Source organism: Allosphingosinicella sp., assembly GCF_059502505.1.
The window spans coordinates 685,143-711,374 of record NZ_JCACEU010000014.1 but is presented as its reverse complement, the minus strand read 5'-3'; the positions used below and the strand labels follow the sequence as shown (position 1 = coordinate 711,374).

Annotated in this window: 24 protein-coding genes; 13 read left to right on the top strand and 11 right to left on the bottom strand. The window is 67.3% G+C overall.

Annotated features, from left to right (window positions below):
• Positions 1-3 precede the first annotated feature (3 nt).
• Complete coding sequence (locus tag AC5JBD_RS05795; protein WP_495720809.1) at positions 4-1,083, bottom strand: MBL fold metallo-hydrolase; 1,080 nt, start codon at positions 1,081-1,083, stop codon at positions 4-6.
• A gap of 56 nt (positions 1,084-1,139) precedes the next feature.
• On the opposite strand from AC5JBD_RS05795, the gene AC5JBD_RS05790 reads away from it, so the two are divergent.
• Positions 1,140-1,937 (top strand): arylamine N-acetyltransferase family protein, encoded by a 798-nt coding sequence (locus AC5JBD_RS05790; protein WP_495720808.1) that lies wholly within the window; start codon positions 1,140-1,142, stop codon positions 1,935-1,937.
• On the opposite strand, the gene AC5JBD_RS05785 is transcribed toward AC5JBD_RS05790, so the two are convergent.
• From AC5JBD_RS05785 to AC5JBD_RS05770, 4 genes are all read right to left on the bottom strand, one after another.
• A complete protein-coding gene (locus AC5JBD_RS05785; protein ID WP_495720807.1) occupies positions 1,934-2,371 on the bottom strand; it encodes a hypothetical protein in 438 nt (145 codons plus the stop codon). The genes AC5JBD_RS05790 and AC5JBD_RS05785 overlap by 4 nt on opposite strands.
• A 22-nt stretch (positions 2,372-2,393) precedes the next feature.
• On the bottom strand, positions 2,394-5,660 hold the full coding sequence (locus AC5JBD_RS05780; RefSeq protein WP_495720806.1) for an error-prone DNA polymerase: 3,267 nt from the start codon (positions 5,658-5,660) through the stop codon (positions 2,394-2,396).
• A 2-nt stretch (positions 5,661-5,662) separates the two neighbouring features.
• Complete coding sequence (locus tag AC5JBD_RS05775; protein WP_495720805.1) at positions 5,663-7,456, bottom strand: DUF6504 family protein; 1,794 nt, start codon at positions 7,454-7,456, stop codon at positions 5,663-5,665.
• A gap of 175 nt (positions 7,457-7,631) precedes the next feature.
• Positions 7,632-8,411 carry an ImuA family protein gene (locus tag AC5JBD_RS05770; RefSeq protein WP_495720804.1) on the bottom strand — a complete coding sequence of 260 codons (780 nt, stop codon included), beginning with the start codon at positions 8,409-8,411 and terminating at the stop codon, positions 7,632-7,634.
• Between the two features lie 146 nt (positions 8,412-8,557).
• Here AC5JBD_RS05770 and AC5JBD_RS05765 point away from each other — a divergent pair, with 146 nt between their 5' ends.
• The 7 genes from AC5JBD_RS05765 (at position 8,558) to AC5JBD_RS05735 (ending at position 16,020) form a co-directional block, all read left to right on the top strand.
• Positions 8,558-11,386: a M16 family metallopeptidase gene (locus AC5JBD_RS05765; protein ID WP_495720803.1), complete on the top strand. Its 2,829-nt coding sequence runs from the start codon at positions 8,558-8,560 to the stop codon at positions 11,384-11,386.
• A gap of 82 nt (positions 11,387-11,468) precedes the next feature.
• Complete coding sequence (locus AC5JBD_RS05760; RefSeq protein ID WP_495721192.1) at positions 11,469-12,554, top strand: sensor histidine kinase; 1,086 nt, start codon at positions 11,469-11,471, stop codon at positions 12,552-12,554.
• A complete protein-coding gene (locus AC5JBD_RS05755; protein WP_495720802.1) occupies positions 12,551-13,354 on the top strand; it encodes a LytR/AlgR family response regulator transcription factor in 804 nt (267 codons plus the stop codon). Before AC5JBD_RS05760 ends, AC5JBD_RS05755 begins: the two co-directional genes overlap by 4 nt.
• A 277-nt stretch (positions 13,355-13,631) precedes the next feature.
• The gene (locus AC5JBD_RS05750) at positions 13,632-14,087 is read left to right on the top strand and encodes a YciI family protein (RefSeq protein ID WP_495720801.1); all 456 of its coding nucleotides are present in this window, start codon (positions 13,632-13,634) and stop codon (positions 14,085-14,087) included.
• Positions 14,088-14,163: 76 nt separating this feature from the next.
• Entirely contained in the window at positions 14,164-14,457 is a 294-nt protein-coding gene (locus AC5JBD_RS05745) for a hypothetical protein (RefSeq protein WP_495720800.1), read from the top strand.
• A gap of 30 nt (positions 14,458-14,487) precedes the next feature.
• A complete protein-coding gene (locus AC5JBD_RS05740) occupies positions 14,488-15,195 on the top strand; it encodes a hypothetical protein (protein WP_495720799.1) in 708 nt (235 codons plus the stop codon).
• A 75-nt stretch (positions 15,196-15,270) separates the two neighbouring features.
• Complete coding sequence (locus AC5JBD_RS05735; protein ID WP_495720798.1) at positions 15,271-16,020, top strand: isocitrate lyase/PEP mutase family protein; 750 nt, start codon at positions 15,271-15,273, stop codon at positions 16,018-16,020.
• Between the two features lie 29 nt (positions 16,021-16,049).
• Here AC5JBD_RS05735 and AC5JBD_RS05730 read toward each other — a convergent pair whose 3' ends face one another.
• Together AC5JBD_RS05730 and AC5JBD_RS05725 are read right to left on the bottom strand one after the other, a co-directional pair.
• Entirely contained in the window at positions 16,050-17,273 is a 1,224-nt protein-coding gene (locus AC5JBD_RS05730; RefSeq protein ID WP_495720797.1) for an ABC transporter permease, read from the bottom strand.
• Entirely contained in the window at positions 17,270-18,211 is a 942-nt protein-coding gene (locus AC5JBD_RS05725) for an ABC transporter ATP-binding protein (protein ID WP_495720796.1), read from the bottom strand. The genes AC5JBD_RS05730 and AC5JBD_RS05725 overlap by 4 nt, the downstream gene beginning before the upstream one ends.
• Positions 18,212-18,254: 43 nt before the next feature.
• Here AC5JBD_RS05725 and queG point away from each other — a divergent pair, with 43 nt between their 5' ends.
• Positions 18,255-19,355: a tRNA epoxyqueuosine(34) reductase QueG gene (gene queG / locus AC5JBD_RS05720; RefSeq protein WP_495720795.1), complete on the top strand. Its 1,101-nt coding sequence runs from the start codon at positions 18,255-18,257 to the stop codon at positions 19,353-19,355.
• Here the strand turns inward: queG and AC5JBD_RS05715 are convergent.
• Positions 19,330-19,731, bottom strand: a complete 402-nt coding sequence (locus tag AC5JBD_RS05715) for a hypothetical protein (protein WP_495720794.1) — start codon at positions 19,729-19,731, stop codon at positions 19,330-19,332. The two genes, queG and AC5JBD_RS05715, sit on opposite strands and share 26 nt — an antisense overlap.
• A gap of 104 nt (positions 19,732-19,835) precedes the next feature.
• On the opposite strand from AC5JBD_RS05715, the gene AC5JBD_RS05710 reads away from it, so the two are divergent.
• Positions 19,836-20,831 carry an adenosine kinase gene (locus tag AC5JBD_RS05710; protein ID WP_495720793.1) on the top strand — a complete coding sequence of 332 codons (996 nt, stop codon included), beginning with the start codon at positions 19,836-19,838 and terminating at the stop codon, positions 20,829-20,831.
• Between the two features lie 33 nt (positions 20,832-20,864).
• Here AC5JBD_RS05710 and AC5JBD_RS05705 read toward each other — a convergent pair whose 3' ends face one another.
• From AC5JBD_RS05705 to AC5JBD_RS05695, 3 genes are all read right to left on the bottom strand, one after another.
• Positions 20,865-21,014 carry a hypothetical protein gene (locus tag AC5JBD_RS05705; RefSeq protein WP_495720792.1) on the bottom strand — a complete coding sequence of 50 codons (150 nt, stop codon included), beginning with the start codon at positions 21,012-21,014 and terminating at the stop codon, positions 20,865-20,867.
• Between the two features lie 110 nt (positions 21,015-21,124).
• Positions 21,125-22,711 carry an amino acid permease gene (locus AC5JBD_RS05700; RefSeq protein WP_495720791.1) on the bottom strand — a complete coding sequence of 529 codons (1,587 nt, stop codon included), beginning with the start codon at positions 22,709-22,711 and terminating at the stop codon, positions 21,125-21,127.
• A gap of 94 nt (positions 22,712-22,805) precedes the next feature.
• The gene (locus tag AC5JBD_RS05695) at positions 22,806-23,183 is read right to left on the bottom strand and encodes a histidine triad nucleotide-binding protein (protein ID WP_495720790.1); all 378 of its coding nucleotides are present in this window, start codon (positions 23,181-23,183) and stop codon (positions 22,806-22,808) included.
• 89 nt (positions 23,184-23,272) lie between these two features.
• Between AC5JBD_RS05695 and AC5JBD_RS05690 the strand changes: the two genes are divergently transcribed.
• The 3 genes from AC5JBD_RS05690 (at position 23,273) to AC5JBD_RS05680 (ending at position 26,195) form a co-directional block, all read left to right on the top strand.
• Positions 23,273-23,755, top strand: coding sequence for an SspB family protein (locus tag AC5JBD_RS05690; RefSeq protein ID WP_495720789.1), 483 nt, complete (start codon positions 23,273-23,275; stop codon positions 23,753-23,755).
• Between the two features lie 54 nt (positions 23,756-23,809).
• Positions 23,810-25,201 (top strand): class II fumarate hydratase, encoded by a 1,392-nt coding sequence (gene fumC / locus AC5JBD_RS05685; protein ID WP_495720788.1) that lies wholly within the window; start codon positions 23,810-23,812, stop codon positions 25,199-25,201.
• A 73-nt stretch (positions 25,202-25,274) separates the two neighbouring features.
• Entirely contained in the window at positions 25,275-26,195 is a 921-nt protein-coding gene (locus tag AC5JBD_RS05680; protein ID WP_495720787.1) for a dimethylarginine dimethylaminohydrolase family protein, read from the top strand.
• The last annotated feature ends 37 nt before the right edge of the window (positions 26,196-26,232 follow it).

Below are 26,232 nucleotides of genomic sequence, written 5' to 3'. Positions count from 1 at the left end.
CGATCAAAGTGGCGGCACCCGGAAGGTTCGCCCGACCTCCGTCGCCACGAAGCGCTCCGGCGCGATCCCCCGCTCCCGCTTCAGCCGTTCGAGCCGCTGCGGCGGATCGTTGATCGGCTCGAAGGTGAGCTGGAAGGTCCCCCAGTGGATGCCGAGCGCGCGGGTCGGCTTCAGCGCCTCAAAGATGCGCACCGCCTCTTCCGGGTTGATGTGGTTGGTCTTCATGAAATCGCGCGGCTCGTATGCGCCGATCGGGATCATGGCGAGCCGGAACGGGCCGCGACGCGCAGCCTCCTGAACCCATGTTCCATCGCCCCAACCGGTGTCGCCGGCGAAGAAGATGTTGCCGCCCGGCAGGACCACGGTGAAGGCGGACCAGAGCGCCCTATTGCGGTCCGTGCCCCAGCGAGAGCCCCAATGGTGGTTCCGCTCTGCGATGACGGCACCGCCCTCGAAGGCCCGCTTCTGGTTCCAGTCGAGCGCGACCGACTCCACGCCGACGTTCCGAAGGATCGTATCGTTGCCGAGGCTGGTGACGATCAGCGGCCGATCGCGCTGCCAAAGCCGCCTGAGCGTCGGCAGGTCCATATGGTCGTAATGATTGTGGCTGATGAGAACGATGTCGATCTTCGGCAGCCGCTCGAAGGCGACGCCAGGCGCCCGAGCCCGCCGGGGGCCGACGAAGGAGAATGGCGAGGCGCGCTCGGACCAGATCGGATCGGCGAGGATGTTGAGCCCCTGCGTCTGCACCAGCACCGTCGCATGGCCGATCCAGGTGACGAGCATCTCGTTGCCCTCGACGCGCAGGGGCGGGACAGTCTGCGTCACCGCCACCCGCTCCGGCCACTCGGCGCGGCCGCCGCTGATGAAGCGGCTTAGGAAGCCTCTTCGCCCGCTCGTCTGTGCCGCCGGCTCCGGTCCCTGGCTGCCGGGATTGAAGAAGTGCTGGCCGTCATAATGGCTGCTCGGCGGGCCCCGATAGTAGATGCGATCGAGGAAGGGCGGGATCAGCGTCGGAGCGAGGCAGATGGCGATCACGACGAACAGGAGGACCGTGCCGATCCACTTCAGGATGGTGCGCATGGCGGCGGCTCCTGACCGATGTTGATCTCGGCGGCAAGTTGCGCGACCAGTGAGGCATGCCCTATTCGGACGAGCAGATCGGCGCCTATTTCGCTCGCATCCGGGCGCGGGAGGCGACCAGCAGCCTCGGCGCGCTCGCCGAGATCCAGCGCGCGCACCGACTGGCGATCCCGTTCGAAAATCTCGACATATTGCTCGGCCGCGGTGTCAGCCTCGACCCGCAGGCGCTGTTCGACAAGCTCGTGACGCGGCGGCGGGGCGGCTATTGCTTCGAGCAGAATGCGCTGCTGCTCGGCATGCTGCAGGCGCTTGGGTTTGAGGCGCGGCCGCTGCTCGCCCGGGTCTGGCTCAACGTCACTGAGACACCGCCGCGCACCCACACCCTCAATCTCGTCCACGTCGAGGGCGAGGACTATATCGCCGATGCGGGTTTCGGCGGCAGCTATGTGCCGCCGATGCCGCTGATCGCCGACGAGGTGGCGCAGACCGACGACGGCGCCCGCCACCGGCTGGTGCGGGCGGGCGAGCATGGCTGGATGCTCCAGCGCGACGTCGGTAGCGGCTGGACGCGGCAATACAGCTTCGCCACCGAGAAGGTCTGGACCGCGGACCTGGAGGCGGCGAACCACTGGACGGCGACGCGGCCGAACACGCGCTTCACGACGCTTCGGATCGTGTCGGGGACGCTGCCCGACGGCCATGTCGCGCTCACCGGTACGGCGCTGACCGTCACCCGGAAGGGAGTGGCGGAGACGCGGGAGATCGGGGATCCGGACGAATATCGGCGGGTCCTGCGTGAGAGCTTCGGCCTGGAGCTTTCGGCGCAGGAGGTGGACGGGCTGGGGCTATTCTAGCGCGCGACCTGGAAGCCGGCGGGGGCGCCCTGCTCGGGATGCTCCTCATGATATTTGTCGAGGATGAGGCTGACCTTGCCGGGCGCGGCGGCACCGCAATCGAGCGGCCAGGCATCGACCAGCGAGCCATAGGCGCCGACGCCGGCCGCCGTCCTGGTGCCGATCGCGGGGGCGCGGCCATCGGCGCAGCGCAGCCGCGCGAGATAGGCGCGCTCGCCCTCCGGCCCGGCGACGCGAACCGGATTCTCCAGGGTGCCAAGCGGATGGGCGGCAGCGGCGGCGATCGCCTGCTCCAGCGCCGCATCCGAATTGCCGGCGCCGATCCCCTCGAGCAACGCGCGCGGCGCCGGCGATTCCTCGCGCGGAGGCTGCTGGGCGGTGGCGGTGGTGGCGGTGATGACGGCGGCGGCGAGGACGAGGACGCGATACTTCATGGCGTTGTGCTTAGCCGACGCCTCAATGGAAGTCGCGGGTCTTCTGGCGGACGATTGTCTCGGGATCGGCGCCCGTGCGGAAGGGTGGGTGGTAGGAGTCCCGGACCCTCTTCTCCCAATCGCGTTCGCCGCGATCGGGCGAGCCGCCATGAGTGGCGCCGTCGCCCGGCCCGGGCCGGTGCGGAAAATCGCGTTCGCCGACGGTGCGCAGCAGCGGCGTATAATCCTCGATCCGGTCGGCGATGACGTGGATCACCCGCCCTTCTTTCTGGACCGTGCCCTTGATGCTGATCATGGCCGAGGAGAGCACGACCCGGCGCTGCGCCTCGAACCGGTCGGGCCAGATGATGCCGTTGGCGATGCCGGTCTCGTCCTCGATGGTGATGAAGAGGACGCCCTTGGCCGAGCCCGGCTTCTGGCGGACGAGGATGATGCCGGCCACCTCGACCTTGCGGCCGTCCTTCACATGCTCGAGGTCCGAGCAGCGGATGATGCCGCGCCGCTCGAGCTCGGATCGAAGAAAGGCGAGCGGGTGATCGCGCAAGGTGAGCTGGGTGGAATGATAATCCTCCACCACCTCGCGCCCCGCCGTCATCGGCTTGAGCTTGACCTGAGGCTCGCGCTCGGCCTCGCGGGCATTGGCATGGGCAAATAGCGGCAGCTGCTTCTCGCCGAGGCCTCGCACCTGCCATAATGCCTCTCGACGATTGAGGCCGAAGCCGTGAAACGCGTCCGCATCGGCCAGCCGCTCCAGCGCGGCGACCGGTACGCCGGAGCGCAGCCAGACATCTTCAATGCTGCGGAACAGTCCTGAGGCTCGAGCCTTCAGAATTTCCTCAACGTGGATGGCGGCCAGGCCGCGCACGACGCGCATGCCCAGGCGAACCGCCAAAAAACTTTCCGTGTCTGCCTTCTCCAGGCTGCAATCCCAGGAGCTGGCGTTGATGCAGGGCGGGCGAACCTCCACGCCATGCTCGCGCGCATCCCGGACGATCTGAGCGGGGGCGTAGAAGCCCATCGGCTGCGCGTTCAGCAGCGCGCAGCAGAAGATATCGGGATGATGGCACTTCATCCACGATGACGCGTAGGCGATCTTGGCGAAGCTGGCGGCGTGGCTTTCCGGGAAACCGTAGGAGCCGAAGCCCTCGATCTGCTTGAACGTCCGTTCGGCAAAGTCGCGCGCATAGCCGCGCGCGATCATGCCGTTGATGAGCTTGTCCTGGAACGCGCCGACACCGCCGGTGAACTTGAACGTCGCCATCGACCGCCTGAGCGCGTCGGCCTCGGCCGCGGTGAAGCCGGCGCCGACGATCGCCACCTTCATCGCCTGCTCCTGGAAGAGCGGCACGCCGAGCGTCTTTTCCAGCACCTCGCGCAGCTCGGGCTTGGGATAGTGTGGCTTCTCCTTGCCCTCGCGGCGGCGCAGATAAGGATGGACCATGTCGCCCTGGATCGGACCGGGACGGACGATCGCGACCTGGATGACGATGTCGTAGAATTTGCGCGGCTTCAGTCGCGGCAGCATGCTCATCTGAGCGCGGCTCTCGATCTGGAAGACGCCCAAAGTGTCCGCCTTGCAGATCATGTCGTAGACGACCGGATCGTCACGCTGGAGCGCAGGTGAGGCGAGGTCCATGCTGATGCCCTTGTGCGCGGCGAGCAGATCGAAAGCGCGGCGCATGCAGCCCATCATGCCGACGCCGAGCACGTCGACCTTCATGAACTTCAGCTCTTCGATGTCGTCCTTTTCCCATTCGATCACCTGACGGTCGACCATCGCGGCAGGCTCGATTGGAACGAGGTCGGCCAGCCGGTCGCGGGTGAGCACGAAACCACCGGGATGTTGGCTGAGGTGGCGCGGCGTCCCGATCAATTGCCGGGCGAGGTCGAGGGTCAGGGCCAGCCGGCGATCGCCGGGATCAAGGTTGAGGCTGGCGGCGTGCTTCTCGCTGACGCCTTCGTCGGACCAGCCCCAGACCTGACCGGCGAGCGCTCCCGTCACATCCTCCGGAAGCCCCAGCGCCTTGCCGACCTCCCGGACCGCGCCGCGTGCGCGGAAGCGGCTGACGACGGCGGTCAGCGCGGCATGCTCCCGGCCATAGGTGCGGTAGATCCACTGGATCACCTCCTCGCGTCGCTCATGCTCGAAATCGACGTCGATGTCGGGCGGCTCGTCACGCTCGGGCGAGATGAAGCGCTCGAACAGCAAGGTGTGCTTGATCGGATCGATCGAAGTGATGCCGAGCACGAAGCAGATCAGCGAATTGGCGGCCGATCCGCGCCCCTGGCAGAGGATGCTCTGGCTCCTGGCATAAGCGACGATCGAATTGACGGTGAGGAAATAGGGCGCGTAGCCCATCCGTCGCACCAGCCGGAGCTCATGCTTCAGCAGCCTCTTATAGCGCCGCGGCGGTGCATAGCCGCCGAACTTCGCCCGCAGCGCCTGATTGGAGAGCCGCTCCAGCGCCTGCTGCGGGGTGCGGCCGCTCATCACCAACTCGTCCGGATATTGGTAATCGAGCTCGCGCAGCGAGAAGGTGCAGCGCTCGGCGATGGCCTTGGTCGCAGCAGTCGCGTCCGGATATCTTCCGAAGCGGCGCTGCATTTCATCGGGGCCCTTGAGGTGCCGGTCGGCGAAGCGCTCACGACGGAAGCCGAGCTCGTCGATCGTGCATTTCTCGCGAATGGCGGTGACCACGTCCTGCAGCATGCGCCGATCGGGCGTGTGGTAGAGTATGTCGCCCGTGGCCAGCGGCGTCAGTCCGAAGCGGCGGGCGAGTTCGGCCGTGCGATGCAGACGAAGCGCATCGCCCGGGCGGCGATGATGGGTAAGCGCGACATGGCCGTCAGCGCCGAAGATCTCCGCCATCATCGAAAGCTCGGCTTCGCCCGGTTGGCCGAGATCCGGGACCAGCGCCGCGACGAGACCTTTGGCGTAGGCCGCCACATCCTCCCAATAGAGGAAGCATTGTCCCTTCTGTCCCCGTTGAGCATCGGCACGGCTCTTGCCGACGGTCAGCAGCCGCGTCAGGCGCGACCAGGCGGCGCGATCCTCCGGCCACACCAGGATCGATGCCGCGTCGACCAGATCGAGCCGGCAGCCGGCGATCAGGCGACAGCCGGTCGCCTTGGCGGCGATCAGCGCCCGGACGAGACCGGCGACGCTGTTGCGATCGGTCACGCCAAGGGCGTCATAACCGAGCAGCTTCGCCGCCGCGAACAGCTCGTCGCTGGACGAGACGCCGCGCAGGAAGCTGAAATGGGTGGTGACCTGGAGCTCGGTATACATGTTCAGCCGAACAGGCCGTGCAGGTGCCAGCTGAGATCACCGCTACGCGGATCGACGGCGTCGCCGCGGCGGAACAGCCAGAAGCGTGCGCCGGTCACGTCCTCCACCTGGAAATAGTCGCGGACGGCATCGCGCTCGGCGGAGCCGCGCCACCATTCGCCCTGGATGCGCTCGGGGCCGTCGCCGCGAGTGACCTGGTAGGAGCGGCCGCGCCAGGTGAAGCGCTTCGGCACGCCGTCGGGCAGCAAGGCGAGCACGCCCTCCACCCGTTCCGGTGGATCGAGCAGCCGTGTCGGGCGCGGCCATCGGGGCCACCTAAAAGGGTTTTGCGCCATCGGGTCGGTGCGGCGGACGCTGCGTTCCGGAACGTCGCTCTCGACCGCGGCAAGGCGGAAGATCCGCCGCAAGCCGAGCCGCGTGGCAAGCCGGTCGACCAACTGAGCGAGGTCCGCGGCTTGTTCCTTGCCGGAGAGTTCGGACGGCACCGGCTGAGGAGCAAGCGGATCGACCCGCTCGGCCACCAGCCGCATGGCCTCGATGCCGAAGCCGGGCTCGATCTGGTCCAGCCGGGTGGCCATCAGGCGCACGATGTGATCGGCATCGCGGCTCGGCCGGGCCAAACCGATGGCGACCCGCTGGTCGACCGCGTCGATGCGCGTGAGCGTAAGCGAGACGAGCCGAGCGCCCAGGTGCCGAGCTGTCAATTGCACGCATAATTCCGCCACCAGATTGGACATGGCCAGAGCGATCGGCTCCGCGGTGAGCAGAGGCTCGACGAAGCGGCAATGGGCGAGCGGCGCCTCGGCCGGCACGAGCTGGTCGATCGGCTGGGCACGCGCGCCGAGCGCTTCGTCGAGGCGGATCGCCACCGCCTGGCCGAAACGGCGCACGAGCGGGGCACGCGGCAGGGCGGCGAGCGCCCCGATATTGTCGATGCCCAGCCGCCGCGCAGTTTCAGCCGCGGCCGTATCGAGCCCCAAGGCGGAGAGCGGCAGACGCTCGATCGCCTTAGCCGATTGCCCCGGCGGGCAGATGGCCACCGGCCGGGCAGAGCATCTGGCGATTGCCTGTGCCGCCGCCGCGGTGTCGGCGATCGCGACACGGGCGCCGAAGCCGAGATAGCGGCAAAGCTTGAGCATTCGTCGCGCCAGGCGCTCCTCACCGTCGAACAGATGGGCGGAAGCGCCGATGTCGAGTAGCAGCCCCTCGCCCGGGGCGACGGCAACCTGGGGCGTCCAGTGCCTGGCGGCATGGCGGGCGAGGCGATCGAGGTCGGCGGCGACGCCTTCAGGATCCGCCGGGCGGATGACAAGGCCCGGCACCAGCGCCCGCGCCTGAGTGAGCGGCATGCCTGCGGAAAGGCCGAGCGCCTCTGCGGTGGGGCAGACATGAGCCAGGACGACACGCTGGCCGACGCGCTCGGTGATGACCATGGGGGGCCCGCCGGTCTCGGCCGGATCGTCCTTCTCCGCCTCTGAGGCCGCAGAACCGACCGCGCGGGCCACGAAGCCGCCCAATGTGCGCCCCTGCTGCCAGAAGGCGCCCTCGAGATCATAGACCGGGCGACCGGGAGGCGCGGCCTCGTCGGACGGTGCCGGGCGAAAGGGATGCGGCAGGCTTTCGCTGCGGCGGCCGAGCTCGCGCACAGGCGGGCGCTGATGGAGCGGCAAGGTCTCGATCTGGGCGAGGATCGCCGCCTTCTGCGCGCGCTTGCGGGCAAGCCGCTGATCGAGCCACTCGTCGGTTCCCGCGTCCCGGGCCCAGTGCGCACCGGGCCGCCAGCCGCCAGCCTCCACGGAGGAATGATCGGCCGGTTGTCCAGCCTCAATCAGCTTTGCGGGCGTCTGACGCGCCTTTTCCTCCTGGCCAAGCCTCTCTCTTAGAGCGAGGAGCTTGGCCCGCTCCTTGGCATTTTCAGGCCATCGGGCATCCGGCCACCATGGCTCCTCCTGCGGCGCTGAAGCCGGGGGCCTAGGCTGCGCGTCTTGCCGCGGCCGCTCGGTCTGCCGTATTCGCTCGATCGCCAAATTCGGCAGGTAGAGCGAGGCAACCCGTCGCATCGCAGGACTCCATCATCCAGTCATGGGGCTCGCCGCCGCGCTGGCGGACGAGGGTGAGGCGCCAGCGGGGGCGGCCGATGCCTTCCACCGGCAGGGGCGATGACGGCGCAGAGGCGATCCGCCAGCGCGTCACCGCGGACGAAGGCAGCGCCAGCGGGTCCTCTCCACTCCGCTTCCAGCGCTTCAGCATCAAGGCGGTCGTGCCGCCCTCCTCCGCGGCCAGCTGCAAGCGGCGGGTGGAGGCCATCTGGACGCGGCCGACCTCTCCCACCACGGCGGCGAGGCCGCGGTGGCGAAGGCCCTCCTCCATCACCGCGAGTACATCCTCGTCGCGGCCGCATTCGGCATAGATGACCTGGCCCGGCCCAAGCCCCGCCTGGGCGATGCCAGGCGCGAACAGGTCGCGGCGGCTGAACGCCCAGAGCACGTCGCCCGTGGCCCCGGCACGCCGGGCCGCGATGCCGGCAATGAACAGGGTCGCGGCGGCATCGTCGCTGAGTTCAGGCGTGGCGCCGGTCACCTCGTGCAGCGCCGCGACGGCAAGCCCGCCGCCGGCCATCCGCGCATCGATGGACTCGATGCCGAAAGGCAGGCAGTCGCGTGCCCGCTCGCCGCCCGCCGATTCGATCGCCCGCACCTCGGCGCGCAAGGCGGCAAGGCGTTCGGATTGGGCAGGCGACAGGGCAGGCATAGCGACTCACAAGACTCGTCTGTTCCTATTATGTTCCTCTTACATTCATCCGGAGTCAACGTGCCTGTGGCGAGAAGAACAGCCTGCACCCGCACTTGCGGTCTTCCACGCTCGACAGCCGCGCCTAAATTGGTGAAGCCGATCCGATGAATTTCCTCCGCACCTGTTTCCTCACCTTGCTCCTGCTCGTCGGCGCTCCCGCCTCGGCCGAGGGAGACAGCAGCTGGTTCTACAAGGGCAGCGACGTTCCGCCCGATCCGGCCTGGACGTTCGGCACGCTGCCCAACGGCCTGCGCTATGCGGTGCGGCGCAATGCGCTGCCGGAAAAGCAGGTGTCCGTGCGGGTGCGGATCGCCGCCGGCTCGCTCCACGAGCAGGATCATGAGCGCGGCTGGGCGCACTTCATCGAGCATATGGCGTTCCGCGGCACCAAGGGCTTCGGCGACGGCGAGGGGCGGCGGATCTGGCAGAAGCTCGGCGCCAATTTCGGCAGCGACAGCAATGCGTCGACCAGCCCGACCCAGACCGTCTACCAACTCGACCTCCCCCGCGCCGACGAAGCGAGCCTCGACACCAGCCTCGGCGTGCTGTCCGAGATGGTCGACACCGCCTTGTTCGACCCGACGATTCTGGAGGCCGAGCGCAAGGTCATACTGGCGGAGAAGGGCCGCCGCTCCGAGCTCGCCACCCGCATGCTAGAGGCGAGCTGGCCGGTCTTCTACGCCGGCCTCAAGATTGCCGACCGCGACACGATCGGCACCACCGAGACGCTGCAGAAGGCGACGCCCGAAGGCATGCGCGCCTTCTACGAGCGCTGGTACCGGCCGGAGCGGGCGACCGTGATCATGGTCGGTGATGCCGATCCCGCGATTATGGAAAGGCTGATCGCCAAGCATTTCGGCGGCTGGCAGGGCACCGGCCCCGCGCCCGCCGAGCCCGATTACGGCCGCATCGCAGAGCCCGAAGCGCGCGCCGCCTCGCTCGCTTATCCTGGCGCGCCTTACGCAGGCTCGGTCATGTGGCTGCGGCCCTATGTCGAGACGCCGAACACCAAGGCCGTCGAGCGGATCGACCTCGCCCGTTCGCTCGCCGCCCGCATCCTCAACCGCCGGCTCGAAGCCAAGGCGCGAGGCGAGGCGGACTTCGTCAACGCTGCGGTAGTCGAGAACCAGACAGCGGGCATGGCCGATTACACCCAGATCTCCGTCACCGCGCGCGAAGGCAAGTGGCGCGAGGCGCTGGCCCAGAATTTCGCGATCATCGCCGATGCGCTGCGGGCACCCCCGAGCGAGGCGGAGATCGCGCGCGAGATGAAGAACCTGAAGGCCACGGCCGCTTCCGGGGTCGCCGGAGAGGCCACCGTCAAGTCGCAGCAGCGCGCCCAGCAGATGGTGAACGCGATCAGCCGCAACAGCATCGTCACCACGGCGGCGACCATCCAGGCGGTGATCGACGAACTCGAGCCCGAGATGACGCCGCAACTGGTGGGCGAGGCGATGAGGGGCCTGTTTGCGGGATCCGGCCCGCGCTTCGTGCTGCTCGCGCCGCAGCCGGTCGAGGGCGGCGACGCGGCGGTCGCGACTGCCTTGGCGATGGCCGAAAAGGCCGCGCCGGCCGCGCGCGAGGCGGAGCGGCTGGTCAGCATGGACAACCTGCCGCCGCTCGGGCCGCCCGGCCGCGAGGTGTCGCGCCAGCGGATCGAGGACCTCGACGTCACCATCGTCCGCTTCGCCAACGGCTCCAGCCTGATCTTCAAGCGCACCGAGTTCGAGCGCGGCTCGGTCGGCGTGCAGGTCCGCTTCGGCAACGGCCTGGTCGGCCTGCGTCCGGACCAGCCGTCGCTGGCATGGCTCGGCGGCCTCGTTGGCCCGTCCGGCCTCGCCGATCTCAACCTCGACGGCATGGAGCGGCTGATGACCGGGCGCCGGATGGGCCTGAGCTTCTCGGTCGGCGAGGACGCGTTCGAGCTGCAGGGCGTGACCAACGGCCAGGATCTCGACGACCAGCTGCGGCTGCTCGCGACCAAGCTCGCCTATCCGCGCTGGGACGCGCCGCTCTTCGCCCGCTTCAAGACCGGCGCGCTGGAGAGCTACGACCTGAGCTTCGCCTCCGCCACCTCACGCGCGGGGCGCGAGCTTGGCGGCTTCACGCGCGGCGGCGACGAGCGTTGGGCGCCGGTCGAGAAAGCGGAGATCGCCCAGGCCGAGCTCAAGGACCTGCAAAGCTATTTCACGCCCCTGCTCGCCACCGGGCCGATCGAGGTGGTGATCGTCGGCGACGTCGACCTCGAAACCGCAGCCGCCGCGGTCGCGAAGACAATCGGCGCGCTACCGGCGCGCGGAGCGGCGGAGATCCCGTCTAATGCGCGCGCGGTGCGGCCGCCGCAGCCGAGCCCGAAGCCCAAGACCTTCACCCACGAAGGCGATCCGGACCAGGCCTTCGCGGTGATCGGCTGGAACACGTTCGGCGGCATCGACCGGCGCAGGGAGCGGCGGGCGCTGAGCCTTGCCGCCAATATCCTCCAGGCGCGGCTGTTCGAGCGGGTGCGGGAGGCTGAAGGCGCGACCTATTCGCCGAGCGCGATCGCGACATCCTCGGAGGAGCTGCCGGACTGGGGCATCTTCTACGCCGCCGTGGAGGTGAAGCCCGAAAGCGCCGGCACCTTCTTCCGGATCGCGCGCGAGGTGGTCGCGGAGCTGGCGGCCAAGCCGGTGACCCCGGAAGAGTTCGAGCGCGCCAAGAACCCGGTGATCACCGGAATCGAGCGGCGGCTCAAGACCAACGCCTATTGGATGAGCGCGCTCGAGGATTTCGTCAGCCAGCCGGAAATGATCGAGGTCGCCCGCACTTTCGAGAGCGACTATGCGGCAATGACCGCCGAGGACCTGCGCGCGGCGGTAGCGGCTCATGTCGCCGATGGCGGCGACTGGTCGATGCTGGTTCTTCCCGCTAAACAGGCGGCCGGTGGCAAGTAGCAGCGCACAGATCACGGCGCCCACGCCGGCGCCCGCTCCGGCGACCGGGACGAAACCCGGCAAGGCCAAGAGCTGGGGCCCACTGAGGCTCCAGCAGCAGCCTTTCTTCGAGGACAAGAACCGCGCCTTCTGGATCCTCCAGTCCGCCGGCTGGGCAGGCTATTTCGTGCTCCGCACCCTGAGCGGCATCGCCAATGCGATGGGGTGGAGCTACGTCATCCACACCGCTTTGCTCACCGCCACCGGCTATTCGATCACCCTCCTCATCGCGGCCTCCTACCGGCGGTTGATCAAGCTCCGGCCGATCATAACCTGGGCGATCTCGATCGCCCTGGTGCTGCTCGCCTCGGCGGGCTTTTCGGCGATCGAGACGTGGAGCTACGCCACCTTCCTCAGCCCCGGATCGCGGCCGGGCGGGCTCCAGTTCTTCAGCTCGATTCTGCTCACCTTCTCGCTGCTCGCCGCTTGGTCGGCGCTCTATTACGGCATCAATTATTATCTGCTGCTGGAAGAGCAGACGGACCAATTGCTGCGGCTCGAGCACCAGGCGAGCTCCGCGCAGCTGGCGATGCTGCGCTACCAGCTCAATCCGCACTTCCTGTTCAACACGCTCAATTCGATCTCGACCCTCGTCCTGCTGAAGCAGACCGAACGGGCGAATGCGATGCTTTCGCGCCTGTCATCCTTCCTTCGCTACACATTGGTGAACGAGCCGACCGGACAAGTGACGGTCGAGCAGGAGGTGGAGACGCTGAAACTGTATCTCGAGATCGAGAAGATGCGCTTCGAGGACCGCATGAGGCCGCGCTTCGAGATCGATCCGGCGGCGGCGCGGGCGCGACTGCCGTCGCTGCTGCTCCAGCCTTTGGTCGAGAATGCGATCAAATATGCGGTGACGCCGCAGGAGGAAGGCGCCGACATCGCCGTCGAGGCGCGCAAGATGGGCGACAGGGTGGTTCTGACGGTGCAGGATACCGGTCCGGGGGCGGACAGCGGCTATACGCAGCGGGCGGAGCTGTCGACCGGAGTCGGTCTGGCGAATATTCGCGACCGTCTGGCGCAGGCCTATGGCGCCGACCATCGTTTTGAGACTCAAACGAACGTTCAGGGGGGCTTCAGCGTTACGATCGAAATCCCGTACCAAATCCAGTCCGAGGAAGTGAAATGACCATTCGTACCATTCTGGTCGATGACGAACCCCTTGCCATCCAGGGCCTGAAGCTCCGGCTTGAGCGGCACGAGGATGTGGAGATCGTCGAGACCTGCTCGAATGGCCGCGAGGCGATCCGCGCGATCAAGACGCACAAGCCGGACCTCGTCTTCCTCGACATCCAGATGCCGGGCTTCGACGGATTCTCGGTGATCCAGGGGCTGATGGAGGTCGAGCCGCCGCTCTTCGTCTTCGTGACGGCCTATTCAGACCACGCGATCCGCGCCTTCCAGGCGCAGGCGACCGACTATCTGATGAAGCCAGTCGAGGAGGAACGGCTCGCCGACACGCTCGACCGCATCCGCCAGCGCCTCGCCGAGAAGCGCGGCGTCGAGGAGGTCGGGCGGCTCAAGGAGGTTCTGGCCGAGGTCGCCCCCGAAGCAGTCGACAGCGTCAGCGAGGGCGGCGATGAGGCGCACAGCTCGAACCGCTACGAGAAGCTGATCAACATCAAGGACCGCGGCCAGATCTTCCGCGTCGACGTCGACACGATCGAGAAGATCGACGCCGCCGGCGACTATATGTGCATCTACACCGGCGACAACACGCTCATCCTCCGCGAGACGATGAAGGACCTCGAGAAGCGCCTCGACCCGCGCCGCTTCCAGCGCGTCCACCGCTCGACGATCGTCAACCTGGACCTCGTCCGCCAGGTGAAGCCCCACACCAACGGCGAATGCTTCCTGGTGCTGGATTCAGGCAGTCAGGTGAAGGTCAGCCGCTCCTATCGGGACGTGGTGGCGAGGTTCGTTCACTGATCAGCCCGCCGGTCGACGAAGGCCCTGTCGCGCTCGTCGCCTGAAGGATCGGGTTTGTCGAATATGAACACGATGAATCCGGCCGCGCGTTAAGCATCGCCGCGTTACTTACCGGCCTCAGCATGAGCGGGCGACGCGATGCGCGTCGCTTAGACGAACGGACCATGTGCGTCCGCTTGTCCGCTGCCTGGCGCCCTGTGCAGCTTGACGTCCCACCAACGAACATGCCGCGCCGCGACGGCGCGAGGCGAGCAGTCGCCCAGGGGGAGAGAATGCAATGAACAGGTGCGTGTTCGTCGTGGCGGCACTGCTGGCGCTTCTCCCCAATTCCGCACCCGCGCAGCTCTCCAGGCAGCAGCCTGTCGCAGCATCGAACCCGACGCATTTCATCGTGTTCAACAAGCCGGGGCCGCAATGGGAGAAGCGCGGCGAGTTCGTCGACCATGCCCGACAGCATCGGGATCTTTACGAGCGGATGGCCGGGGAGGGTTCGATCATCGCCGGGGGCGCACTGGCAGGCGATCCGTTGCTGGCAATGTCGGTGTTCCGCACCGACGTCGACCGCGCGAGGATCCGGGCAGCCCTTGAAGCCGATCCCCTCGTCCAGGCCGGCGTAACGGCCCTCGAATATCAGGAATGGTGCGTGGATCTCGGTCGCCTCAACAATGTCCGTCCCCGGATCGCGTTCCGCGGGTTGACGGAGAGAGAGCTGCACGAAGCGAAGATGCCGTGATCCTCCTTGGCCGAGGCACCTAGTGCCCACCTGATCGTTTCGCTAAACCGAAACCTCCTCGGAACAGGCGCGGACGATGCTGACACTGCTCATCCTTCTCCAGGCGGCCGCTGCGCAGGCGCCGGACATCGAGCTCAACGCCAACGTGCGGGCGCGGTCGGTGACGATCGAGAAGCAGGGGGATGCGAGGCTCACGGTGACGACCGAACCCGACGGCGGCAATGTGGTGGACGTGCAGGCGCCCAAGGCGAACGGCCGCAAAACCCTGCGCAACGTCGAGGTGAACGTGCGGGCCGAAGCGCGCATCGCGGACCCGCTGAATGCGCAGAACAATAATCCCGAGCAGGCGGAAACCGCGCCGCCTAAATAACGTTGAGCCTCCGTAACAGGAGGGATGCCCATGCGTAAATTTGCTGCCCTTGCAGCCACTGCGGCCGCACTTTCAGTGGCGGTGCCGGCCGAAGCTCAAAATCGGGATCGCCGGCAGGCTCAGCCCGGCCAATCGACGCCGCTCGCCATGCAGGCGATGCAGGGGGGCCAGGCACCGGACGTGCTGCTCGATGTGCCGAATCTTTCGGTCGACGAGATCAATCTGGAGGTGAACAATCTCCAGGTGCATATCGCCCTCGACGCGCGGCTCGCCAACCTACTGAAGCTCACGGCAGGCGCGGACGCGTCGATCGATCAGGTGAAGATCGGCATCAAGGGCGTCCAGGCGACCGCGACGTTGGTCGTGCGGCTCGAGAATGTCCGGGCGATCATCGAACGGACGCTGCAGACGCTGGACAACAATCCCCAGATCGTGACGCAATTGCTCTCCACCGTCGACAATACGGTGGGCACTGTCGGCGGCGTCGCCAACAATGCGCTGCCGGTGGTGGGTGGTGTCGCCAACAATGCCGTCAACACTGTCGGCGGCGTTGCGAACAACGCCCTGCGCAACGGCTCATTGCTCAATCTCGGCGCCGCAGGGCTGAGCGAGGTTTCGCGCACCGTCAACAGCGCCGGCAACACGGTGCGGCGCGTGCGGGACCGCGGCGGACAGCTGCTCGAGGTCGTGACCGACACGGCCGGCCGCATCCTCTCTTCGCGGCCGGTCAGCCAGTAGGCGCTTTCGCCGCAAGGAACGGGACGGCATGATCGCCTGGAGCTGCTCAAACAAGCGGCTCCAGGGAGGCAAATCATGAGCGACAAGGCAGGCGCGTTCCGGGCGCTGCACGTGAAGGGCGATCCGCTCGTCCTCTTCAACATCTGGGATGCCGGCAGCGCGCGCATCGTCGCGGAGGCGGGTGCGAAGGCGATCGGCACCGGCAGTTGGTCGGTGGCGGCAGCCCAGGGCTTCGATGACGGCGAGCAACTGCCGCTCGAGCTGGCGATCGCCAACATCCGCCGGATCACCGACGCGGTCGAGCTGCCGGTCACGATCGACCTCGAAGGCGGCTACGGACGGGAGCCGGAGCGTGTTGCAGACAGCGCACGGCAGGCGCTCGAAGCAGGCGCCGTCGGCTGCAATCTCGAGGATCGGATCGTCCGCGGCGGCGGCCTCTATCCGATCGAGGAGCAGTGCGCGCGGCTCGCCGGAGCGCGATCAGCCGCGCCGGCCGAACGCTTCTTCATCAATGCGCGGATCGACACCTTCCTGCAGGCCGATCCCTCGACCCATGAGGGGCTGATGGAGGAGGCGCTGGAACGCGGCCGCGCCTATGCCGGCGCGGGCGCGGACGGACTGTTCGTGCCGGGGCTGGTCGAGGACCGGCTGATCGGCCGCTATTGCGAAGCCGCGCCGCTGCCGGTCAACATCATGGTCTGGAAAGGAACGCCTCCCCTTCCCCGCCTCGCCGAACTCGGTGCCGCGCGCATCAGCCATGCCGGCGCGCCATGGCGCATCGCAATGGACGCGCTGCGCGATGCCGCGGCGGAGCTTTACGGCTAAGCTCTCCCGGGCAGCGGCCGGATGACCGATCAGCTTCTCCGCGCGCGCAGCATGGACCTCATCCCGCCGGACGTGCCGGACTTCATCACGTTGCTCTTGAACAGGCTCGCGCCGAGCTTGATCGTCAGCCACACCCAGCCCGCCTGCCAGACAAGGGCGAGGAGGTGCGGCCAGAGCTCCGGCGTCTGGGCGGCGCGGGCGATCATCGCGAGCGGCGAGCTGAACGGGAAGATCGCTGCGGCAATGCCGAGCAGGCCGTTGAACGGACCGACCGCGAACGAAGCGAACATGAAGATCAGGATCTGGCCGACCGTCACCGGCATGGAGAGCGTCTGGACCTCACGCACGGAGGAGGCCTGGCTGCCGATGCCGAGGAACAGCGCGCCGAGCAGCAGGTAATTGGCGCTGTAATAGAGGATCACCAGGATGACGAAGAAAGGCCAGCCGACGGCCGGTTCGGGCAGGCTGCCGCCGGTCGGGAACAGGGCCAGCCCGGTAATGGCGCCGACGGCCCAGACGGTGATGCCGACGAGCGACACGGCCAGCATCGCGAACAGCTTGCCCAGGAAGATTGCGTCGACCGGCGCGGAGGCGGCGAGTATTTCGATGACCTTGTTCGACTTCTCCTCGATCAGGTTGGAGAGCAGCATGCCGGCGAGCAGCACGGTCAGCATGAACAGCAGGAGCTGGCCGCTCCGCGCGGTGAGCGCGCGCAGCGAGGCGAGCGAGCCGGCGGATTCGTCGACCTTGACGAAATCCAGCTCCACCGGCGTGTAGGGCGCGCCGGCACGGGCGAGCGCGCGCTGCTGCATCGCCTCGTCGAGGATCAGCCCCACCTGGCTGCGGATCGTGCCGGTCTCGCTGACCGCGCCGGTGAGCTTGGGCCGCGCCAGGCCGCCGGTCAGCACGCCTAGGAAACGCCGGTCGGAGGAGGTGAGCAGGTCCTGCACCTGCCCTTCCACCTCATAATCCTGTTCGACGCGGACCAGCTCGGGAAGCTCCCGCTCGCCGAAACTGGGGTTGAGCCGCTCGCGCGCCGCGGCAATCGGTGCGAACTCGGCCGCGCTCGCGATCACTGCAACGCGGGCGCGGAGGTCGTCGCGGGCCATACGCTCGGTCGCGTTGCCGAGCACGATCGACAGGCCGATGATCAGCAGCGGCCCGAGCAGGAACAGCAGAAACGTCCGCGAATAGACCGTGGCAACGAAATCGCGGCGGCCGATCACGAAGGCGGAGCGGAGGAAGCTGTTCATGCCGCAGCCTCCAACTCGGCGTTTTGGGCCATCTCGCGAGCGGCCGCTTCGCCGGCGATGGCGACGAAGGCGTCGTGCAGGCCCGGCCGCTCGATCGACAATTCCTCGATGCCGGCGCCGCCGTCGATCAGCGCCTTGAGGAGCGGCTCGATGCCGGCGAGCGGCAATTCGAAATGCCACACGCCCTCTTCGCTGACCGCATCGACAGGCAGAGCGGAGCGCCAGGGACCGTCCTGGGCCCGCGTGCGCAGGCGCACCTGCGGCCGGAGGCGGTCGCGCGCTTCGGCGACGCTGCCTTCGAAGCGGATGCGGCCGCCGGCGATGATCGCGATCCGCTCGCACAGCCGCTCGGCATGGGCGATGACATGGGTCGAAAAGATGATCGTCGCGCCGGCCGCCGCCTCGGCACGAATGAGATGCTCGAGCCGCCCCTGGTTGATCGCGTCGAGACCCGAGAAAGGCTCGTCGAGGACGATCAGCTTCGGGCGATGGATGATGGTGCCGAACAGCTGCACCGTCTGCGCCATCCCCTTCGACAGGCTCTTGATCGGCTTGGCGACATAGTCGGCGAGGCCGTTTTCGCGAAGCATCCCCTCCGCCCGCTTCTTGCCGACGTCGAGCGGCAGACCACGCAGGGCGCCCATGAAGGCGATCGCGTCGCGTGTCGTCATGGCCGGATAAAGGCCGCGCTCCTCAGGCAGATAGCCGACCAGCTGGGCCGCCTCGATCGGCCGCTCGTGGCCCAGCAAGGTGCGGTGGCCGTTGTCGGGATCGATGATGCCGAGCAGCATGCGCAGGGTCGTCGTCTTGCCGGCGCCGTTGGGGCCGAGCACGCCGTAGATCGTTCCCTCCGGCACGGCGAGGTCGATCCCGTCCACCGCGGTCTTGCCGTCAAAGGCCTTGAACAGGCCCTTGGCTTCGATTGCGAGCCCACCCACCTTTGCACGTCCCCTTTTCGGATCAATGTGGTAGCGGCGGCTCGTGACGATAAGCAAGCATTTGCGTGAGCGGATCGAGGAGCAGGCGCATGCGCTCGGCTTCGCAGCCGTCGGCTTCGCCCGCGCCGATGCGACGCCGAAGACGGCGGAACGCCTTCGCGAATGGCTGGCGACGGGCGCGCATGGCGACATGATCTGGATGGAGGAGACGGCAGAGCGTCGTGGATCTCCTGCAGGGCTGTGGCCCGAGGTGCGCTCGGTGATCTCGCTCGGCATGAGCTACGCGCCCCAGATGGATCCGCTGGCGCTGGCCGGTCAGGCGGAGATCGGGCGGATCTCCGTCTATGCGCAGGGCGCCGACTATCATGACACGGTCAAGAAGGCGCTGAAGGCGCTGGCGCGCTGGCTGGTCGCGGAGGCAGACTGCGAGCTCAAGGTATTCGTAGACACGGCACCGGTCATGGAGAAGCCGCTCGCCGAAGCGGCGGGGCTCGGATGGCAGGGTAAGCACACCAATCTGGTCAGCCGCAAGGACGGCTCCTGGCTGTTCCTCGGCGCCATCTACACCACGTTGGAGCTCGAAGAGACTGTGCCGTCTCACCGGGTGCATTGCGGAAGCTGCAGCGCCTGCCTCGACGCCTGTCCGACAAGCGCTTTTCCGGCACCCTTCCAGCTCGATGCGCGACGCTGCATCTCCTATCTGACGATCGAGCATAAGGGATCGATCCCGCACGAGTTGCGCGAGGCAATCGGCAACCGCATCTACGGCTGCGACGACTGCCTGGCAGTGTGCCCGTGGAACCGGTTCGCCGACACGGCACGCCGCAACCAGGCTTTCGTGCCTCGCGCGGAGCTGGTCGCCCCCGCCCTCGCGGACCTGCTGGCGCTGGACGACGCGGCATTTCGAAAGGTGTTCGCCGGCTCTCCGATCAAGCGCATCGGCCGCAACCGCATGGTGCGCAATGCTGCCATTGCCGCGGGCAACAGCGGCAGTGCGGCGCTGATGGAGCCGTTGCGCAAGCTGGTGGACGACGAGGATCCGGCGGTGGCGGAAGCGGCGCAGTGGGCATTGGAGCAGCTGACAAGCGTCCGCTCGTCGCGAGCGAACCTGGCAGAGCTTACTGCCCCTGCCGACCTGCCATAAGCGCAGCGACGCAGCTGGCGCGGTCGATGTCGCGGCCGTCGGGAAGGCGCGCATCAACATGGGTGACGACTGGCTCCCGCCCCTGCTGCGACGGATAGAGATAGGCGTCGAGCACGCAGACCGGACCTGAGAATTGCAGCTTGCGGGCGCTGCCCTCGCGCACATCCAGCGCCGGATTGCCAAATTGGGCGGTAAGGGTGCCGGCGCTTTGCCCCATCACCGCGCCGAGGCCTGCGACCGAGACGGCACGCGGGGCAGCCGCGACGGTCGGCGCCGGTGCTTGCGTCGTCGTGGTCGGCGCACAGGAGACCAGCGCCAGCGGTACCCCGAATATCGCCGCCTGCCTCGCCAGAGCCCGCATCTCTTTCTCCCGCATCGGCGCCCTGTTCGCCGAGCCGCGGCGCAGGGTCAATCGCTTAGGTTGCCGAGCCATGAGCGGGCGGCTAGGGCCGGCCCTTTCCCGGCCAGAGAAAGACCTAAGTGACCGACACCAGTCTCGATATCCTCGCGATCGGCAACGCCATCGTCGACGTGCTCGCCAGCGCCGACGAGGCCTTTCTCGAGGCCGAAGGCCTGACCAAGGGCGGCATGCAGCTGATCGACGCCGATCGCGCGGAAGCGCTCTACAGCCGGATGGGTCCGGGGCGGGAGATCAGCGGCGGATCGGCGGCCAATACGCTGGCTGGTGCGGCGGCACTGGGCGTGCGTTGCGCCTTCATCGGCCAGGTCGCGGACGATCAGCTCGGCGCGGTCTTCGCGCACGACATCCGCGCCCATGGCGTGCGCTTCGACACCGCGGCCCGCCCCGGCCATCCGCCGACTGCGCGCTGCCTGATCATGGTCACGCCCTGCGGCGAGCGGACGATGAACACCTTGCTCGGCGCCTCGCATTTCCTCGATCGCTCCACGCTCGACCACGACCTCGTTCGCAGCGCCTCGATCCTCTACCTCGAGGGCTATTTGTGGGATCCGGAAGAGCCGCGCGCGGTGATGCGCGAGGCCATCGAAGTGGCACGTGCGGCCGGTCGCAAGGTGGCGATGACGCTGTCGGTCAATTTCATCATCGAGCTGCACCGCGCCGACCTGCAGGGGCTGATCGACCAGGGGCTGATCGACATCCTCTTCGTCAACGAAGAAGAATTGCTCTGCCTCACCCAGGACGAGGACCTCGACACCGCCTGCGCGAAAGTTGCCGCGAAGGTCCCCTTGCTCGTGGTCACTTTGGGTCCGAGGGGTGCGATCGCGATCCGCGACGGCGAGCGGTTCTCGGTTGAGGCCGAGCCCGTCGAGCGCGTGGTCGACACGACGGGCGCGGGCGACCTGTTCGCCGCCGGCTTCCTCGCCGGCCACGCGCAGGGCCGCTCGATCGAGGATTGCCTCCACATGGGCGCCATCGCGGCCGCCGAGGTGATCTCGCATTACGGCGCCCGGCCGGAGGCGGACCTCAAGGCGCTGGTCGCGCAGAAGCTGGGCTAAGTACGAGCTTCCTCTACCAGCGGGAGGATTGATTTAGTCGACCGGGCCCTTTGGGCTGGGCGGACTGTCCGGATGCGGATCCGGCACGTCGATGTCCGGTGACGGCGGAATGATTTCGGGCGGCGGCTCAGCCGGCTGCGCCGGTTGCCCGTCGGGGCTCGGGATGGGCGGATTGGTCGCCATGTTTCGTCTCCTCCGCCGTGCAACGTCACCGCGCAAGCGGAGTTGCCGCCGCCGCGCATAAACGAAGGGGAGCCGAAGCTCCCCTTCTCGATCACATCTGCGGGATCAGGTCACACCCGGCGGGGATGGTGGTCTTCGTCGACCCCCGGGATGCCCGGCTCGATGTCATGGATCTCGGGCTCGTGCACCTCGATGATGCCCTTGCCCAAGTGACTGTGCCGGTAGCCATAGAGATAGTAGATGACGAGCCCGATCGCCGCCCACACCGGCAGCACGATCATCGCCTCCGAAGGCAGGTTGAAGAACAGGAAGATGCAGCCGGCGATGGTCAGCGGCCCGATCAGCCAGAGCGCCGGCGTCTTGAACAGGCGTGGCCGGTCCGGCTCCGTCTTGCGCAGCAGCATCACCGCGATGGCCACCATCATGAAGGCGTAGAGCGTGCCCGCATTGGCGATGTCGGCGAGCTGACCGACCGGAAGGAAGGCGGCCGCGAACGCCACCACGGCGCCGGTGAGCGCAGTCACCACATAGGGCGTCTTCCATTTCGGGTGGATCTTCGACAGCCCCTCCGGCAGCAGGCCGTCGCGCGACATTACGAAGAAGATGCGGGTCTGGCCAAACAGCAGGATCAGGATCACCGACGGCAGGGCCACGAATGCGGCGATGCCGAGCAAGTTGCCGATGCCCGAGAAGCCGATCTGGCGCAGAACGTGGGCCAGCGCCTCGTTCGAGCAGACCAGCATCTCGGCATATTGCGGCAGCGCGCACTGACGGGCGAGTTCCTCGGAACCAGCCGGGAACGGAACGCCGTTCGGGCCCATGATCGGCTGGCCCCCGACGGTGCCGACCGCACCCGCCGACACCAGGATGTAGAAGATGGTGCAGAAGAGCAGCGATCCGATGAGGCCGATCGGCACGTTGCGCTGCGGATTCTTGGTTTCCTCGGCCGCGGTCGAGACCGCGTCGAAGCCGACATAGGCGAAGAAGATCGTGGCCGCCGCGCCGACTGCGCCAAGGCCCGTGCCGAAGCCGCCGAAGACGCCGGCGGGAAGGAACGGGTTGAAGTTTGCCACCTCCGCGTTGGGCAGCGTCAGGATGATGAATGCGGTGAGCGCCGTCACCTTGATGGCAACCAGGACTGCGTTGACCTTGGCGGATTCGCTGGTGCCGATCATCAGCAGCCAGGTGACGAGGAGGGCGATCACCACCGCCGGAAGGTTGATGAACCCACCCGGCGCGCCGCCCAAAGCCAGCGGGCCGGCGGTGAGCGCAACCGGCAACTCGACTCCGAGCAACTCTCGCATATTGCCCACGAAATAACCGGACCAGCCGACCGACACCGCACTGGCCGCCACTGCATATTCGAGCACCAGCGCCCAACCTACCGTCCAGGCGAGCATCTCGCCCATCACCGAATAGGTATAGGTATAGGCGGAGCCGGCGACGGGGATCATCGCCGCGATTTCGGCATAGCAAAGCGCGGCGACGATGCAGATCGCACCGGCGATGGCGAAAGCGAGCATCAGTCCGGGACCGGCCTTTTGCGCTCCGGCCGCGGTCAACACGAAGATGCCGGTGCCGATCACGCAGCCGATGCCGAACAAGGTCAGCTGGAACGCGCCGAGGGTCGGCGTCAGCGACTTTTTCTTGGCTGTGGCGAGGATCGCGTCGAGAGGCTTTACGCGCCCGAAAATCATGTCCGTCCCCTTACATTGGGCGGAGCCGACGCACCGCCGTCTTTATTGGCCGGGAACCTAGCCAAACATTCCGCAGCCGCAAAGGATTAAACGCTCAGCGCGCAAGCATGGGCCCCAACGGCTGACCGCCGAAGATGTGGACGTGAAGATGGGGCACTTCCTGCCCGGCGAGACGGCCTATGTTGGCCAGCAGGCGATAGCCGCGCGCCACCAGGCCGATGTCCCGCGCCACCTTGCCGACCGCCCGCACGAAGCCCGCTATCTCCTCGGCCGAGGCGCGTTCCGAAAAGTCGTCCCAGGATACGTAGGCGCCCTTCGGAATGACAAGAATGTGCACCGGCGCCTGCGGGTTGATGTCGTGGAAAGCCAGCGCATGCTCGTCCTCGTAAACGCGCTTCGAGGGAATCTCGCCGCGCAGGATGCGAGCGAAGATGTTGCTGTCGTCATAGGGCTTGGTGGCGTCGATCGGCATGAAGGCTCCTCCTCCGCCCAGCTAGCCAAGTCTGCTCACCCGGCGCAACGCGCTTGACCCCTAACGGTGCGGCGTTACGAGTCAGCCTTATGAGCGAGCACACGCCCGACAGCCTGATTCCCTATGACGAGATCGTCCAGGAAGCGCTGCGCGCGGTGGTGGGGCGCGTGCTCGGCGAGGTCGAGACGACCGGGCGGCTGCCGGGCGAGCATCATTTCTATATCACCTTCAAGACCGCCGCTCCGGGCGTCGAGATCCCGAAGCACCTGTCGGAGCGCTTCCCCGACGAGATGACGATCGTCATCCAGAACCGCTTCTGGGACCTTAAGGTGGCCGAGGACGGGTTCGAGGTCGGCCTCAGCTTCAACCAGGCGCCGGCCAAGCTGATCATCCCGTTCGCTGCGATCACCGGCTTCGTTGATCCGGCGGTCAATTTTGCGCTGCAATTCCAGGCGCAGGTCGAAGAGGCCGAGCCGCAGGGTCACGAGCATGCGGAGAACGATCCGCCGGCCGCAGAGCCGATCGAGGACGGATCGAACGTCGTCTCGGTGGATTTCAAGCGTAAGAAATAGCGAGTCCTCCTCCTCCGCGAAGCGGGTGAGGCTGCGCCTCACATGGAGGAAAGATTGACCACCACCCGCACCGAGACCGACAGCTTCGGACCCATCGACGTCCCTGCGGACTGCCTGTGGGGCGCGCAGACGCAGCGTTCGATCGAGAATTTCCCGTTTGGGCCGCAGGAGCGGATGCCGGTCGAGATCGTCCACGCGCTCGGCTTCGTGAAGCAGGCGGCGGCGCGCGTAAATGCGCGAATTGGCGGCCTGGACGCCGAGCTTGCCGAGGCGATCCAGCAGGCCGCGGGCGAGGTCGCGGGCGGAGCGCATGACGACCAGTTCCCGCTCGTCATCTGGCAGACCGGCTCCGGCACCCAATCCAACATGAACGCCAACGAGGTGATCGCCGGCCGCGCCAACGAGATCCTGACCGGCAGGCGCGGCGGCAAGACGCCCGTCCACCCCAACGATCACGTCAACAAGGGCCAGTCCTCCAACGACAGCTTCCCGACCGCCATGCACATTGCCGCCGCCGTGGCGGTGACCAAGCGGCTGCTGCCGGCGCTGCGGACGATGCAGGCCAAGCTCGCCAGCCAGGCGAAGGCGTGGGATGTGATCGTCAAGATTGGCCGCACCCATCTCCAGGATGCGACGCCGCTGACGCTGGGGCAGGAATTTTCCGGCTATGCGGCGCAGCTCGCCGACGGGATCGAGCGGGTCGAGGCGGTGCTGCCGCGCCTGCACCGGCTGGCGCAAGGCGGCACGGCGGTCGGCACCGGCCTCAATGCCCCCAAGGGCTTCGGCGAGGCCTTCGCGGCCGAGGTCGCCAATCTCACCCGCCTCCCCTTCGAGACCGCGCCGAACAAGTTCGAGGCGCTGGCGAGCCATGACACGCTGGTCGAGCTGTCGGGCGTGCTGAACGTGCTCGCTGTGTCACTGACCAAGATCGCCAACGACATCCGCCTGCTGGGCTCGGGACCCCGCGCTGGCCTGGCCGAGCTCAGCCTGCCGGAGAACGAGCCGGGCAGTTCGATCATGCCCGGCAAGGTGAATCCGACGCAGGCGGAGATGCTGACCATGGTCGCCGCGCAGGTGATGGGGAACCATGTCGCGGTCACCATCGGCGGCCTTCAGGGGCACATGGAGCTGAACGTCTTCAAGCCGCTGATCGGCGCGGCGGTGCTGCGCTCGATCGACTTGCTGTCGATCGGCATGGAAAGCTTCACCGAACGTGCGCTCAGCGGGCTTCAGCCGAACGAGCGGCGGATCACCGAGCTGATGAACCAGTCGCTGATGCTGGTGACCGCCCTCGCGCCCGAGATTGGCTATGACAACGCCGCCAAGATCGCGAAATACGCACACGAGCACGGCCTGACGCTGAGGGAGGCGGGGCTGGAGCTGAAGCTGGTCGACCAGGCGACCTTCGACCGGGTGGTGAAGCCGGAGGCGATGCTCGGGCGGTAGCGGAACTGCGGGCGGCCTGCGCGGTTCTGGTGGAACGACCACTCAGTTCGCTTCCGCAACAAGAAAGCCGCCGATGCTCCTCGATATCGCTGCCCGATCCAGTCCCTTCGGCGAGCTCCTGACACTGGCGCCCGGGATCAGGTGGGGCGTGGACAGCGAATATGGCGTGCTGAAGCACGTCATGGTGAGCGAATCGCACCATCTGGCGATGGTGCCCTGCAACTCGGTGACCAAGGCGAGCCTCGAAGGCGGCCTCGCGCTGTGCTCGGATACGGCCGCGGACCAGCACGCGAGGCTGGTGGAGGCGCTGGAGCAGGAGGGCGTGCGCTGCCATTTCGTGCCGCCGGGACGCGATCTCGTCGATCTCTGCTTCACTCGCGATTCGACATTGATGACGCCCTGGGGGCTGCTCACCCTGCGCCCGGCGGTCGAGCATCGCCGCGCGGAGGCAGAGCGCGTGCGCGGCGCGACGCAGGGGTGGGGCGTCCCGAGCCTCGGCCCTCTGACCGATGGCCACGCCGAAGGCGGCGACGTCTGCCTGGTGCGGCCGGGAACGGTCGCGATCGGATGGTCGGGTGAGCGGACCGACGCGGCGGGCGTCGAAGCACTGGCCGCATTGTTCGAGGCGCGCGGCTGGCAGGCGATCCGCACCCGCTTCGACCCGCATTTCCTGCACCTCGACACCCTGTTCACGATGGTGGACCGGAACCGGGCGGTCGCCTCCATCGAGGAGCTCGAGGCCGGATTCGTGCGGCAGCTCCGGGCGCTCGGTATCGATCTCGTCCCCGTCACCCGCGAAGAGGTGGATCAACTCGGCGCCAACATCCTCAGCCTGGGCGGCGGCCGGCTGCTGTCGACCGCTGCCAATCACCGCGTGAACCGTGAGCTGGAGCGGCTCGGCTATCGCGTGATCGCGGTCGAGATCGACCAGTTCGTCCGCTGCGGAGGCGGCATCCACTGCCTCACCATGCCGCTCGCGCGCCTGCCGGGCTGAATCGCTAACCCACATCAGGAAACGTGCGTTTCCAGCC